This is a genomic window from Enterobacter cloacae complex sp. ESBL7 (assembly GCF_041679625.1).
Classification (GTDB): domain Bacteria; phylum Pseudomonadota; class Gammaproteobacteria; order Enterobacterales; family Enterobacteriaceae; genus Enterobacter; species Enterobacter asburiae_B.
This window is the reverse complement of record NZ_JBGORN010000008.1, coordinates 110,970-124,198: the sequence shown is the minus strand read 5'-3', so window position 1 is coordinate 124,198 and position 13,229 is coordinate 110,970. Positions and strand designations below refer to the sequence as shown.

Here is a 13,229-nt window from a genome sequence, read left to right as displayed (position 1 = left end):
CATGCTATGGTGCGTTCACCTTAACATACTGAATCCGTTTACCGTGTGCTGGTTTCTCTATCTTGTCCGAACCGCTGATAACGCCCTCTACACCGGGATCACCACCGATGTGGCGCGGCGTTTTTTACAACATCAAACGGGGAAAGGGGCAAAAGCGCTGCGGGGGAAAGGGGAATTACAGCTCGCCTTCTCAGCGGCCGTCGGCGACCGATCGCTGGCGCTCAGGCTGGAATACCGCATCAAGCAGCTGACGAAGCGCCAGAAAGAGCGCCTCGTGACCGGAGACGGCTCCTTTGAGGCGCTGCGCGAGAGCCTGATTAAAAGCGATTGAAATGGTCGTGATACTCGACCAGGCCATTGACGCCGTTGAGCGCGTCGTCCGCCAGTCGATGGACCTGGAAAGCAGATTCCGTACCCGGCCAGCGACAGCGCAGATCGTAATGCGCGGCCTGCTCAAAGCCTAAACGGCCATAGAACGCCGGATCGCCCAGCGTGACCACGGCGGCATAGCCAAACTCGTTGAGCGAGTCCAGCCCTTCATAGACCAGCTGGCGCGCCAGACCTTGCCCGCGATAGCTTTCATCTACCGCCAGCGGCGCCATGCCTACCCACTGCAGCTCTTCGCCCTGAACGATGACCGGACTGAAGGCAACATAGCCCACCACCTGACCTTCGTCATCGGTGGCAACCAGCCCCAGCGTAATCAGGCCGTCTTCGCGAAGGTCGTGGACCAGTTGGGCTTCGGCATCGCTCGCAAAGGCGCGGCGTAACAACGCATCGATCCCCGGCGCATCAATCCCAATTTCGACTCGAATCAGCATGGCTCACCTACTGAAGTGTGTTTACCGTCCGGCGGGGTTTTCAGCCCGGCCTCAACGAAATCTGCCATTTGCATTAACATCACGCGCAGCGCTTTTGGCATCTGCTCCAGCTCAATGGCATCCATTAAATTCTTCACGTACAGGCCCAGCTCCGTGTCGCCTTCAATTACCAGACGGCGCTGGAAGAAGAGCGTATCCGGATCCTGCTTACGCGCGGCGATCATCAGCAGATCGCTGGCGTTGGCGCTAAAACTCACATCCGCCTCGGCGGATTCGCGTACGATCAGCTGGCCGTTCTCTACGGAGGTAAACCAGCGCAGCCCGATGTCGCGTACCTCAATGCTTAACCAGCGGCCTTCCAGGAACTCCAGCTCGCCGTCCTGCAGCGCCTGGCGGAACTGCCAGCTCAGGACCTGCTCCAGCACCTGGCGTTTAAGCGCGAACGGTGCCAGCTTGACCGGCACGCTCAGCATTGATGGACCAAATTGTACGAGACGTGAACGCAGTTTATCCAGCACGAGCTTTACTCCCTGATATCTATAGTCCTGCTATTTTGCCATATCCGAAGCGCAACATAGCGGCGTAAATCAACAAACCGTCGTCAGCCGTACCTCATTATTGGTGTCATCAATACGCCATTAGCTGCCTTAAATCAAAAATTGTCGCGTATGGGTTAATTAAAATCCCAGCTCGTTAACAATTTTGCGATCGACTACATCAGGATAAATTATGGAGCTGCTCTGCCCTGCCGGAAATCTTCCGGCGCTTAAGGCGGCCATCGAAAATGGGGCCGATGCGGTCTATATCGGGCTGAAAGATGACACCAACGCCCGCCATTTTGCTGGCCTCAACTTTACGGAGAAAAAGCTTCAGGAAGCCGTTAACTTCGTTCACCAGCACCGCCGCAAGCTGCATATCGCCATCAATACCTTTGCTCATCCTGACGGCTACGCCCGCTGGCAGCGCGCGGTGGATATGGCGGCACAGCTGGGTGCCGATGCGCTGATCCTGGCCGACCTCGCCATGCTTGAGTATGCGGCAGAACGCTATCCCCATATTGAGCGCCACGTCTCTGTTCAGGCATCTGCCACCAACGAAGAGGCGGTGCGTTTTTATCATCAACACTTTGACGTGGCCCGCGTGGTGCTGCCGCGCGTGCTCTCTATTCATCAGGTTAAGCAACTCGCGCGCGTCACGCCAGTGCCGCTGGAGGTTTTTGCCTTTGGCAGCCTGTGCATCATGGCCGAAGGCCGCTGCTATCTTTCCTCTTATTTAACCGGAGAATCGCCAAATACCGTCGGAGCCTGTTCCCCTGCCCGCTTTGTTCGCTGGCAGCAGACCCCGCAGGGGCTGGAGTCTCGCCTGAATGAGGTGCTGATTGACCGCTACCAGGACGGGGAAAACGCCGGTTATCCCACCCTGTGTAAAGGCCGCTATCTGGTCGACGGCGAGCGCTATCACGCGCTGGAGGAGCCGACCAGCCTCAACACGCTGGAGCTGCTGCCGGAACTGCTGGCGGCCAATATTGCCTCGGTGAAAATCGAAGGTCGTCAGCGCAGCCCGGCCTACGTGAGCCAGGTGGCGAAAGTGTGGCGTCAGGCCATCGACCGCTGCATGGCGGACCCGCAGAACTACGCTCCACAGCAGGCCTGGATGGAAACGCTTGGTTCGATGTCCGAAGGCACGCAAACCACGCTTGGCGCGTATCACCGTAAATGGCAGTGAGAAAATCATGAAATATTCATTAGGACCGGTGCTCTACTACTGGCCAAAAGAGACGCTGGAAGATTTTTACCAACAGGCCGCCACCAGCAGCGCCGACGTGATTTACCTCGGCGAAGCGGTGTGCAGCAAGCGCCGCGCCACCAAAGTGGGCGACTGGCTGGATATGGCGAAAGGCCTGGCCGGCAGCGGCAAACAGGTGGTGCTCTCCACGCTCGCGCTGGTGCAGGCGTCGTCCGAACTGGGCGAGCTGAAGCGCTACGTTGAAAACGGCGAGTTCCTGCTGGAAGCGAGCGATCTGGGCGTGGTGAACATGTGCGCTGAACGCAGGCTGCCGTTTGTCGCGGGTCATGCCCTGAACTGCTACAACGCCGTGACCCTGCGCCTGCTGCTCAAACAGGGGATGACGCGCTGGTGTATGCCGGTAGAGCTCTCGCGAGACTGGCTGGCTAACCTGCTTAACCAGTGCGACGAGCTGGGCATTCGCAATCAGTTTGAAGTGGAAGTGCTGAGCTACGGCCATCTGCCGCTGGCCTACTCCGCCCGCTGCTTCACCGCGCGCTCGGAAGACCGCCCGAAAGACGAATGCGAAACCTGCTGCATCAAGTACCCGAACGGACGCAGCATGCTGTCGCAGGAGAATCAGCAGGTGTTTGTCCTCAACGGTATTCAGACCATGAGCGGCTATGTCTATAACCTCGGCAACGAGCTGGCGTCGATGGACGGGCTGGTGGATATGGTTCGGCTGTCGCCGCTGGATACCGGCGTATTCGCGATGCTGGACGCCTTCCGTGCCAATGAAAACGGCGCCGCGCCGCTGCCGCTGACGGCAAACAGCGACTGCAACGGCTACTGGAGACGGCTTGCCGGGCTGGAGCTGCAGGCGTAAAAAAGGCTCACTTTGTTAACAACGGTTATCATTATTTAATGCAGTATTAAAGATTGACCGTCGACAAAGTGAGCTGTTATGACTGACAAAACCATTCCGTTTTCGGTGCTGGATCTAGCGCCGATCCCACAAGGCTCCTCGGCAAGAGAAGCCTTTTCGCACTCTCTCGATCTCGCTCAGCTGGCCGAAAAGCGTGGCTATCACCGCTACTGGCTGGCCGAACACCACAACATGGTGGGCATCGCCAGCGCCGCGACCTCGGTACTGATTGGCTATCTGGCAGCAAATACCACCACCCTGCACCTGGGCTCCGGCGGCGTGATGCTGCCTAACCACGCCCCGCTGGTGATTGCCGAGCAGTTTGGCACCCTGAATACCCTCTATCCAGGGCGTATTGATTTGGGTCTTGGTCGTGCGCCCGGCAGCGATCAGCCAACCATGCGCGCCCTGCGCCGCCATATGAGCGGTGATATCGACAACTTCCCGCGCGACGTGGCCGAGCTGGTGGACTGGTTCGACGCGCGCGATCCGAACCCGCACGTGCGCCCGGTACCGGGCTACGGTGAGAAGATCCCGGTGTGGCTGTTAGGCTCAAGCCTCTACAGCGCACAGCTCGCCGCGCAGCTTGGGCTGCCGTTTGCGTTTGCCTCGCACTTCGCGCCGGATATGCTGCATCAGGCGCTGCATCTTTACCGCACGAACTTTAAACCGTCCGAGCGTCTGGAGAAGCCGTACGCGATGGTGTGTATCAACATCATTGCCGCCGACAGCAATCGCGACGCGGAATTCCTGTTCACCTCAATGCAGCAGGCGTTTGTGAAGCTGCGCCGCGGTGAGACGGGCCAGCTTCCGCCGCCGGTGGAGAATATGCATCAGCTGTGGTCCGCCTCCGAGCAGTATGGCGTGCAGCAGGCGCTGAGCATGTCGCTGGTAGGCGATAAGGCGAAAGTGCGCCACGGGCTGGACGCGGTGCTGCGCGAAACGCAGGCGGATGAGATTATGGTTAACGGCCAGATTTTCGATCACCAGGCGCGTTTGCATTCGTTTGAACTGGCGATGCAGGTGAAAGAGGAACTGGTGGGGTAGTTTTTTGCTTTTCTCCCTCTCCCTATGGGAGAGGGCCGGCGTGAGGGGTTCAACCCCTCGTTTTACTGATAAACGGGCAACAGGTTAAAACTCGACAGCACGTGTACCAGTGCGTTACCAACGCCGAATACCAGAATCAGCGCAATCATCGGCTTGCCGCCCCAGACGCGGAATTTTGGGCTACCGAAGCGTTTACGTGATTTGCGCGCCAGCAGCGCCGGCACAATTGCCGCCCAGATAGTAGCCGCCAGCCCTGCATAGCCGATGGCGTACAGGAAGCCGTTCGGCCACAGCAGGCCGCCCACAATCGGCGGCAGGAAGGTCAGCAGCGCGGTTTTTAAACGCCCCATCGCAGAATCATCAAAGCCGAACAGATCCGCCAGATAGTCAAACAGGCCCAGCGTCACGCCCAGGAAAGAGCTCGCCACCGCAAAGTTAGAGAAGATAACCAGCAGTAGGTCCAGACTGCGGCTGTTCAGCACGCCGCTCAGCGCCTGCACCAGCACGTCGATGTTACCGCCCTTCTGGGCAATGCCGATAAATTCCGGACGCGGGATGTTGCCCATCGTCCCCAGCAGCCAAATCACATACAGACCCAGCGCCAGCAGCGTGCCGTAGACCAGACACTTCACAATGGTGCGCGGATCTTTGCCGTAGTACTTCATCAGGCTCGGCACGTTACCGTGGTAACCGAACGACGCCAGACAGAACGGCAGCGTCATCAGCAGGTACGGCGTGTAGGAGGTGTTCACTTCGGCGACGTTAAACAGCGTGGCGGGCGTCACGTGCCCCAGCAGGCTGCCGAAGGTCAGGAAGAAAGTGATGACCTTCGCGCCTAATACGATCGCCGTCATGCGGCTCACCGCTTTGGTACTCATCCAGACGATAAACGCCACAGCCAGCGCAAAACACAGCCCCGCCAGACGCGCCGGAACGTTCAGCGACATCTCCGAGAAGGTGTGATGCAGAATCGAGCCGCTCGCCGAAATATACGCGTAGGTCAGGATATAGAGCACAAAGGCGATGGACAGCCCGTTCACCAGGTTCCAGCCTTTACCCAGCAGATCTTTGGTGATGGTGTCGAAGCTGGAGCCAATGCGGTAGTTCAGGTTTGCTTCAAGGATCATCAGCCCGGAATGGAGCATGCAGAACCAGGTAAAGACCAGCGCCGCCAGCGACCAGAAGAACCACGCACCGGACATGACCACAGGCAGGGAAAACATCCCGGCACCAATGATGGTTCCGCCGATGATCACCACGCCGCCAAGCAGCGAAGGTGACGTTTGGGTGGTGGTTAGTGTCGCCATACAGCCTTTTCTCCAGTCAATCATGCGGTTCTGCATTTTAATGCGACGCACTGTACCAGTACAAGAGTACAAAAGGAATAAAAAAAGCCCCGATAGCGCGTATCGGGGCTGTATATTTTACTTTACGTCAGTTGCGTAAGGCTTACGCGTCACGGCGACGGCTGGTGCCTTCATCACGACGTGGGCCACGGTTTTCGCGACGCTCGCCGGAGAAACGACGACCTTCACCACCGCGACCTTCGCTGCGGCCGCCTTCACGACGCTCGCCACCGAAGCTGCGACCACCGCCACGACGTTCGCCACCGCGGTCTGGACGTGGCTGTGCATCGCCCATCAGCTGCATGTTCATCGGCTTGTTCAGGATGCGGGTACGCGTAAAGTGCTGCAGCACTTCGCCCGGCATGCCTTTTGGCAGCTCGATGGTAGAGTGGGATGCGAACAGCTTGATGTTGCCAATGTAACGGCTGCTGATGTCGCCTTCGTTAGCGATCGCGCCAACGATGTGACGAACTTCAACGCCATCATCACGGCCCACTTCAATGCGGTACAGTTCCATATCACCCGCGTCACGACGTTCACGACGTGGACGATCTTCACCACCACGCTCTGGACGGTCACCACGTGGGCCACGGTCATTGCGGTCATTACGGTCGCCACGACGTTCGAAGCGATCGTCACGGTCACGGAATTCACGCTTAGGACGCATCGGCGCATCTGGTGGCACGATCAGGCTACGTTCGCCCTGAGCCATTTTCAGCAGTGCTGCAGCCAGGGTTTCCATGTCCAGCTCTTCGCCTTCAGCAACAGGCTGAATCTGCGACAGCAGCGCACGGTACTGGTCCAGATCGCTGCTTTCCAGCTGCTGCTGTACTTTCGCGGCGAATTTTTCCAGGCGGCGTTTGCCCAGCAGATCTGCATTTGGCAGGTCAGCTTCTGGAATGGTCAGCTTCATGGTGCGTTCAATGTTACGCAGCAGACGACGCTCGCGGTTCTCAACGAACAGCAGCGCACGACCCGCACGACCCGCACGACCGGTACGGCCGATACGGTGAACGTAAGACTCGGAATCCATCGGGATGTCGTAGTTAACAACCAGGCTGATACGTTCAACGTCCAGACCACGTGCTGCCACGTCGGTTGCAATCAGGATATCCAGACGACCGTCTTTCAGACGCTCCAGAGTCTGCTCACGCAGGGCCTGGTTCATGTCGCCGTTCAGCGCTGCGCTGTTATAGCCGCTACGCTCCAGGGCTTCAGCCACTTCCAGGGTCGCGTTTTTGGTACGAACGAAGATAATCGCCGCATCAAAATCTTCCGCTTCCAGGAAACGTACCAGCGCTTCGTTTTTGCGCATGCCGTACACAGACCAGTAGCTCTGGCTGATGTCCGGGCGAGTGGTAACGCTGGACTGAATACGCACTTCCTGAGGATCTTTCATGAAGCGCTTGGTGATACGACGAATCGCTTCTGGCATGGTGGCAGAGAACAGCGCGGTCTGATGACCGTCCGGGATCTGCGCCATGATGGTTTCGACGTCTTCGATGAAGCCCATACGCAGCATTTCATCTGCTTCATCCAGTACCAGGCCGCTCAGTTTAGAGAGGTCCAGAGTACCGCGCTTCAGGTGATCCAGCAGACGGCCCGGCGTACCGACAACAATCTGTGGGCCCTGGCGCAGGGCGCGTAACTGCACGTCATAACGCTGGCCGCCGTACAGGGCTACCACGTTTACGCCGCGCATATGTTTAGAGAATTCCGTCATGGCTTCTGCAACCTGAACAGCCAGTTCACGGGTTGGAGCCAGGACGAGGATCTGCGGTGCACGCAGGTCCGGATCAATGTTGTTCAGCAGCGGCAGCGAGAATGCTGCAGTTTTACCGCTACCAGTCTGGGCCATGCCCAGCACGTCACGACCAGAAAGCAGGTGTGGGATACACTCAGCCTGGATCGGAGATGGTTTTTCGTAACCCAGATCGTTAAGGGCTTCAAGGATAGGAGCCTTCAGGCCCAGATCTGCAAAAGTGGTTTCGAATTCAGCCATGTAGTACAAGTGCCTCGATATTAATGGCGGCCAGTCTACTTAGCTCATCGTGAAAATGATTAGCAATTTTCATTGAAAAGTGTGAACCGGCTCAAAGTAGGTGTATTGACGAACAACAACGCCCTCACCAGTTAAGGTGATGGCAATCAAAAGATTACGGGCTGATGTTTATGTCGTCAGCTATTGCTGGTCCGATTCTGCCAGGTCGTCATGCTCCTGGCCCAAGAGCGATAATTCCAACAATGCATAACGGTGCTCAACGAAGTTGTGTACGTTGTTAGCAACCGCTAATTTGAACAGTGCCGTAGCGCTGTCCATATCCCCCAGACTTAGGTAGTACTTACCTAAATAGAAGTTGGTTTCACTGAGATGCTCAGCGAGCGAGGTGTTATCCGTTGCGTCCGCCTTGAGGCGTTCCATCAGCGTTGCTTCGCTAATGTTGCCCAGGTAGAACTCGACAATGTTCCATCCCCACTGTTCCTTGTCCGATTTATCGAAGCGCTGTTTCAGTGCCTCTTTTGCCTGCTTCTCATCGAGCTTCCGCTCAACGATGTAAAGCCACAGGCTACGGAAAGGATCATTAGGATCGTCTTGATAAAACGCCAGCAGATCATCTTGCGCTAACTTATCACGACCGCCGTAATACAATGCGATACCGCGATTCAAGTGCGCGTAGTTGTAAGTTGGATCAAGCTCAAGTACAGAATCAAACGCTTCATAGGCAGCATCAAAATTGCCTGCCTGCGTTAAATAAATGCCTAAGTAATTGAATACTTCAGGCATATCAGGTCGGATAGCCAGCGCTTGTGAAAAATCATTTCGCGCCAATGCCCTCAGACCGAGACTATCATACAACACTCCGCGCTCATATAAAAGCTGTGCGCGTTCTTCATCGGTTAAAGCCCGACTGGCAAGTATTTGTTCCATGCGTGCCAGAATCACTTCCTGCTGCAAAGTCGGTTGCAATGGCACTGCGAGGACTTCGCTCTTACGCCAGGCAGAGTTGCTGCATCCTGCCAGCGTTAAAGCTGTCGCAACGAAACACCAGCGCAAAAAAGGCTTCATTTCCCACTCCCGAAGACAACTATTGGATGAACGTCCTGTCCCCCGGCGGCTTAACAAGGCGTCCTGCCTGATAATAGGCCCTCCGCAAAGCGGAGGGCAAATGGCAACTTACTCGCCTTGCTGTTCTGCTGCCTGTGCTTCTGGCGCAGCAGCTGGCTGAGACTGCTCGGTTGCTTCTTTAATGCTCAGACGGATACGGCCCTGGCGATCAACTTCCAGAACTTTCACCGGTACTTCCTGACCCATCTGCAGGTAATCGGTCACTTTCTCAACGCGCTTGTCAGCGATCTGAGAGATGTGAACCAGACCTTCTTTACCGCCACCGATGGCAACGAACGCACCAAAGTCAACGATACGGGTCACTTTACCTGCGTAGACGCGGCCCACTTCGATCTCTGCCGTGATTTCTTCGATGCGACGGATCGCGAATTTCGCTTTCTCGCCGTCGGTTGCTGCGATCTTCACAGTACCGTCATCTTCGATTTCGATCGTGGTGCCAGTCTCTTCGGTCAGCGCACGGATTACGGAACCGCCCTTACCGATAACATCTTTGATCTTGTCTGGGTTGATCTTGATGGTGTGGATACGTGGAGCGAACTGAGAAATGTCGCCACGCGGCGCGTTAATCGCCTGTTCCATCACGCCCAGGATGTGCAGACGCGCACCTTTAGCCTGGTTCAGAGCAACCTGCATGATCTCTTTGGTGATACCTTCAATTTTGATATCCATCTGCAGCGCAGAGATACCTTCGCGGGAACCCGCTACTTTGAAGTCCATATCGCCCAGGTGGTCTTCGTCACCCAGAATGTCAGACAGAACAACGAAGTTGTCGCCTTCTTTCACCAGGCCCATTGCGATACCCGCAACGGCGGCTTTGATCGGCACGCCTGCATCCATCAGCGCCAGAGAAGCACCACACACGGAAGCCATGGAAGAAGAACCGTTGGATTCGGTGATTTCAGAAACCACACGAACGGTGTACGGGAACTTGTCAGCTTCTGGCATCACTGCCAGCACGCCGCGCTTCGCCAGACGACCGTGACCAATTTCACGACGCTTCGGCGAGCCAACCATACCGGTTTCGCCTACGGAGTACGGAGGGAAGTTGTAGTGAAACAGGAAGCTGTCAGTGCGCTCGCCCATCAGTTCGTCGATGATCTGTGCGTCACGTGCAGTACCCAGGGTCGCGGTAACCAGCGCCTGCGTTTCGCCACGGGTGAACAGCGCGGAACCGTGAGTACGTGGCAGAACGCCAGTACGCACATCCAGACCACGGATCATGTCTTTTTCGCGGCCATCGATACGCGGCTCGCCTGCCAGCACACGGCTACGAACAACGTTTTTCTCGATTGCGTGCAGGATGTCGCTCAGTTCGTTAGCGTCCAGCGTTTCGTCTTCAGCAACCAGCGTCGCGATAGTTTCAGACTTGATCACGTCAACCTGAGCGTAACGCTCCTGTTTGTCAGTGATGCGGTATGCATCGCTCAAACGAGATTCTGCCAGAGCTGCAACGCGTGCGTTCAGCGCATCGTTTGCTGCTTCAGGCTGCCAGTCCCAACGTGGTTTACCGGCTTCTTTCACCAGGTCGTTGATGTTCTGGATAACGATCTGCTGCTGGTCGTGGCCAAATACCACAGCGCCCAGCATCTGGTCTTCGCTCAGCAGTTCAGCTTCGGATTCAACCATCAGCACAGCCGCTTCAGTACCCGCAACAACCAGGTCCAGCTTACTTTCTTTCAGCTCTTCCTGGGTTGGGTTCAGCACGTACTGGTCGTTGATGTAGCCAACGCGCGCGGCACCGATTGGGCCATTGAATGGAATACCAGACAGTGACAGGGCAGCGGATGCGCCGATCATGGCAACGATGTCCGGGTTAACCTGTGGGTTAACGGAAACAACGGTCGCGATAACCTGTACTTCGTTAACGAAGCCTTCCGGGAACAGCGGACGAACCGGACGGTCAATCAGACGCGCAATCAGAGTTTCGCCTTCGCTTGGACGGCCTTCACGACGGAAGAAACCACCCGGGATTTTACCGGCAGCGTAGGTACGCTCCTGGTAGTTAACGGTCAGCGGGAAGAAGTCCTGACCTGGTTTAGCTTTTTTCTGGCCAACAACGGTAACGAATACCGCAGTGTCATCCATGCTTACCATAACGGCAGCAGTAGCCTGACGTGCCATCATGCCGGTTTCCAGCGTGACGGTATGTTGACCATACTGGAATTTACGAACGATCGGATTCAGCAAAGTTCTGTCCTTTCTTAAATGTTTGACAGCACACCACCGGTGTGCTGTCGATTTAACCCGACCTTCTTCGCATCCTCGCGACTAATGACAACCAACACCCCCATGGGTGAAGCCTCTCATTAGCCGCGCGAACCTCTGCAATGAAGATCATTTATAGCAACAATACAATAGTTTCCAGTGAATTGCTGCCGTCTGGTTGAAAAAAGGGGCCATCAGGCCCCCTTTTCTGAAACTCGCAAGAATTAGCGACGCAGACCCAGACGCTCGATCAGCGCGGTGTAGCGTGCAACATCTTTACGTTTCAGGTAGTCGAGCAGTTTACGACGCTGAGAAACCATACGCAGCAGACCACGACGGCTGTGGTGATCTTTTTTGTGCTCTGCAAAGTGACCCTGCAGGTGGTTAATCTGTGCAGTCAGCAGTGCAACCTGAACTTCGGTAGAACCGCTGTCGTTAGTACCACGACCAAACTCAGAAACGATTTTAGCTTTAGCTTCAACGCTTAGAGACATTTTCAAACTCCAAAGTATAAAGAATGTAAGGATGCCGATCTCTAATTCAGCAATCCCATGTACGCCCCGCAGATTGTTAAACAATTTACCAGGCGTTAAGCGGCGATATTCTACTCGTCTCCCCTGCTTATCGCAAGGTGAGCCGTTACCACCGTCACGCGTCGACCGGATATTCGACGACCAGACGACGCGGCGCAACGCGCCCTTCGCCATCCATTTCGCCCATACCGATGAATTTCCCTTCGTCACCTTCGGTCACGCGTACCAGTCCTTCCAGCGGCACTTCCGCCGTACGAACCGGGTTGCCGTTCTTAAAGTAAACGGACGATGTTAAAGGAAGATTAACAACCGGGAAGTCCGCTGCCGGACTGTCCATCGGCATCAGCAAAGGATCCAGCAAATCTGCCGGCGCAATCCCCTGCGCTTCCGCCTGTTCTACCAGCTCGCGCAGATATTCCAGGGTCACCATCCGCTCCACCGGGTACTTGCTCACCGCCAGGCGGCGCAGGTAAATCACATGCGCGCCGCAGCCCAGCTTTTCACCGAGGTCGTCGATGATAGTGCGAATATAGGTCCCTTTCGAACAGTGTACTTCCAGCTCCAGCTCATCACCTTCGTGGCGAATAAACAGCAGCTCATACACGGTTATCGGACGGGCTTCACGCGGAACGTCAATGCCCTGGCGCGCATATTCGTAGAGCTTCTTGCCCTGATATTTCAGCGCCGAATACATCGACGGCACCTGCATCGTGTCTCCACGGAAGCTCTCCAGCGCAGCATCAAGCTGTTCCGCGCTGAACGTCACCGGACGCTCTTCCACCACCTGGCCATCCGCGTCGGAGGTATCCGTGCGCTGGCCCAGTTTAGCGATAACGCGGTAGCGCTTATCGGAGTCGAGCAGGTACTGGGAAAACTTTGTCGCCTCTCCCAGGCAGACCGGCAGCATGCCTGTTGCCAGCGGATCGAGCGCGCCGGTGTGGCCCGCACGGTTGGCGTTATAAATACGCTTAACTTTCTGCAGCACGTCGTTGCTGGAAGCGCCCTGGGGTTTATCCAGCAGCAGCACACCATGCACGTCGCGACCGCGACGACGAGGACGACTCATTAGTCCTCCTTGCTGTCGTCCGCCGGGTTAACACGACGCTCGTCATCATGTTTAACCACGCTGGTCACCAGGTTGGACATACGCATACCTTCAACCAGCGAGTTGTCGTAGAAGAAGGTCAGCTCAGGCACGATGCGCAGGCGCATCGCTTTGCCGAGCAGGGAGCGGATGAAACCAGAGGCTTCCTGCAGCGCTTTAATGCCGTTTTTCACTGCCGCTTCGTCCTGATCGTTCAGGAAGGTGACGAACACTTTTGCATACGCCAGATCGCGGGACATTTCGACACCGGAAACGGTGGTCATCATGCCGACGCGCGGGTCTTTAATTTCACGTTGCAGAATGAGTGCGATCTCTTTCTGCATTTCCTGCGCTACGCGCTGAGGGCGACCAAATTCTTTCGCCATAATAAATTCTCCAGACAAAAAAGGGGCTAA

The 13,229-nt window shown here is 56.2% G+C and carries 14 protein-coding genes; 4 read left to right on the top strand and 10 right to left on the bottom strand.

The window, feature by feature from the left end; genetic code table 11:
- Position 1 precedes the first annotated feature (1 nt).
- Complete coding sequence (locus ACERY3_RS20480) at positions 2-331, top strand: GIY-YIG nuclease family protein (protein ID WP_023309323.1); 330 nt, start codon at positions 2-4, stop codon at positions 329-331.
- On the opposite strand, the gene ACERY3_RS20475 is transcribed toward ACERY3_RS20480, so the two are convergent.
- Together ACERY3_RS20475 and ACERY3_RS20470 are read right to left on the bottom strand one after the other, a co-directional pair.
- Positions 318-821, bottom strand: coding sequence for a GNAT family N-acetyltransferase (locus ACERY3_RS20475; protein ID WP_023309324.1), 504 nt, complete (start codon positions 819-821; stop codon positions 318-320). The genes ACERY3_RS20480 and ACERY3_RS20475 overlap by 14 nt on opposite strands.
- Positions 815-1,339, bottom strand: a complete 525-nt coding sequence (locus ACERY3_RS20470) for an SCP2 domain-containing protein (RefSeq protein WP_032642325.1) — start codon at positions 1,337-1,339, stop codon at positions 815-817. Before ACERY3_RS20470 ends, ACERY3_RS20475 begins: the two co-directional genes overlap by 7 nt.
- 211 nt (positions 1,340-1,550) lie before the next feature.
- Here ACERY3_RS20470 and ACERY3_RS20465 point away from each other — a divergent pair, with 211 nt between their 5' ends.
- The 3 genes from ACERY3_RS20465 to ACERY3_RS20455 all read left to right on the top strand — a co-directional run bounded on the left by ACERY3_RS20465 (position 1,551) and on the right by ACERY3_RS20455 (position 4,518).
- Positions 1,551-2,546, top strand: a complete 996-nt coding sequence (locus ACERY3_RS20465; protein WP_023309326.1) for a peptidase U32 family protein — start codon at positions 1,551-1,553, stop codon at positions 2,544-2,546.
- A 7-nt stretch (positions 2,547-2,553) separates the two neighbouring features.
- Positions 2,554-3,432: a U32 family peptidase gene (locus tag ACERY3_RS20460; protein WP_045143112.1), complete on the top strand. Its 879-nt coding sequence runs from the start codon at positions 2,554-2,556 to the stop codon at positions 3,430-3,432.
- A 78-nt stretch (positions 3,433-3,510) separates the two neighbouring features.
- Positions 3,511-4,518, top strand: a complete 1,008-nt coding sequence (locus ACERY3_RS20455) for an LLM class flavin-dependent oxidoreductase (RefSeq protein ID WP_047646424.1) — start codon at positions 3,511-3,513, stop codon at positions 4,516-4,518.
- 62 nt (positions 4,519-4,580) lie between these two features.
- Here ACERY3_RS20455 and mtr read toward each other — a convergent pair whose 3' ends face one another.
- The 8 genes from mtr to rbfA all read right to left on the bottom strand — a co-directional run bounded on the left by mtr (position 4,581) and on the right by rbfA (position 13,199).
- A complete protein-coding gene (gene mtr, locus ACERY3_RS20450) occupies positions 4,581-5,825 on the bottom strand; it encodes a tryptophan permease (protein ID WP_045355428.1) in 1,245 nt (414 codons plus the stop codon).
- Positions 5,826-5,967: 142 nt separating this feature from the next.
- Positions 5,968-7,866: a DEAD/DEAH family ATP-dependent RNA helicase gene (locus tag ACERY3_RS20445; RefSeq protein WP_039260432.1), complete on the bottom strand. Its 1,899-nt coding sequence runs from the start codon at positions 7,864-7,866 to the stop codon at positions 5,968-5,970.
- Positions 7,859-7,939 carry a protein YrbN gene (gene yrbN / locus ACERY3_RS20440; RefSeq protein WP_097397692.1) on the bottom strand — a complete coding sequence of 27 codons (81 nt, stop codon included), beginning with the start codon at positions 7,937-7,939 and terminating at the stop codon, positions 7,859-7,861. Before yrbN ends, ACERY3_RS20445 begins: the two co-directional genes overlap by 8 nt.
- A 107-nt stretch (positions 7,940-8,046) precedes the next feature.
- Positions 8,047-8,931 carry a lipoprotein NlpI gene (gene nlpI, locus ACERY3_RS20435; RefSeq protein WP_023309331.1) on the bottom strand — a complete coding sequence of 295 codons (885 nt, stop codon included), beginning with the start codon at positions 8,929-8,931 and terminating at the stop codon, positions 8,047-8,049.
- Positions 8,932-9,039: 108 nt separating this feature from the next.
- Positions 9,040-11,178: a polyribonucleotide nucleotidyltransferase gene (gene pnp / locus ACERY3_RS20430; protein ID WP_024906369.1), complete on the bottom strand. Its 2,139-nt coding sequence runs from the start codon at positions 11,176-11,178 to the stop codon at positions 9,040-9,042.
- Between the two features lie 242 nt (positions 11,179-11,420).
- Positions 11,421-11,690, bottom strand: a complete 270-nt coding sequence (gene rpsO / locus ACERY3_RS20425; RefSeq protein WP_003861789.1) for a 30S ribosomal protein S15 — start codon at positions 11,688-11,690, stop codon at positions 11,421-11,423.
- 154 nt (positions 11,691-11,844) lie between these two features.
- The gene (gene truB / locus ACERY3_RS20420; RefSeq protein ID WP_058841637.1) at positions 11,845-12,795 is read right to left on the bottom strand and encodes a tRNA pseudouridine(55) synthase TruB; all 951 of its coding nucleotides are present in this window, start codon (positions 12,793-12,795) and stop codon (positions 11,845-11,847) included.
- Complete coding sequence (rbfA, locus tag ACERY3_RS20415; protein ID WP_003024988.1) at positions 12,795-13,199, bottom strand: 30S ribosome-binding factor RbfA; 405 nt, start codon at positions 13,197-13,199, stop codon at positions 12,795-12,797. Before rbfA ends, truB begins: the two co-directional genes overlap by 1 nt.
- Positions 13,200-13,229 lie beyond the last annotated feature (30 nt).

What these genes read in the sequence shown, in the direction of transcription:
- ACERY3_RS20480 (WP_023309323.1), top strand. Translation starts at nt 2, where the DNA reads ATGCTATGGTGCGTTCACCTTAACATACTGAATCCGTTTACCGTGTGC.
- ACERY3_RS20475 (WP_023309324.1), bottom strand. Translation starts at nt 821, where the DNA reads ATGCTGATTCGAGTCGAAATTGGGATTGATGCGCCGGGGATCGATGCG.
- nlpI (WP_023309331.1), bottom strand. Translation starts at nt 8,931, where the DNA reads ATGAAGCCTTTTTTGCGCTGGTGTTTCGTTGCGACAGCTTTAACGCTG.
- ACERY3_RS20455 (WP_047646424.1), top strand. Translation starts at nt 3,511, where the DNA reads ATGACTGACAAAACCATTCCGTTTTCGGTGCTGGATCTAGCGCCGATC.
- ACERY3_RS20445 (WP_039260432.1), bottom strand. Translation starts at nt 7,866, where the DNA reads ATGGCTGAATTCGAAACCACTTTTGCAGATCTGGGCCTGAAGGCTCCT.
- rpsO (WP_003861789.1), bottom strand. Translation starts at nt 11,690, where the DNA reads ATGTCTCTAAGCGTTGAAGCTAAAGCTAAAATCGTTTCTGAGTTTGGT.
- rbfA (WP_003024988.1), bottom strand. Translation starts at nt 13,199, where the DNA reads ATGGCGAAAGAATTTGGTCGCCCTCAGCGCGTAGCGCAGGAAATGCAG.
- mtr (WP_045355428.1), bottom strand. Translation starts at nt 5,825, where the DNA reads ATGGCGACACTAACCACCACCCAAACGTCACCTTCGCTGCTTGGCGGC.
- ACERY3_RS20460 (WP_045143112.1), top strand. Translation starts at nt 2,554, where the DNA reads ATGAAATATTCATTAGGACCGGTGCTCTACTACTGGCCAAAAGAGACG.
- yrbN (WP_097397692.1), bottom strand. Translation starts at nt 7,939, where the DNA reads ATGAAAATTGCTAATCATTTTCACGATGAGCTAAGTAGACTGGCCGCC.
- ACERY3_RS20465 (WP_023309326.1), top strand. Translation starts at nt 1,551, where the DNA reads ATGGAGCTGCTCTGCCCTGCCGGAAATCTTCCGGCGCTTAAGGCGGCC.
- truB (WP_058841637.1), bottom strand. Translation starts at nt 12,795, where the DNA reads ATGAGTCGTCCTCGTCGTCGCGGTCGCGACGTGCATGGTGTGCTGCTG.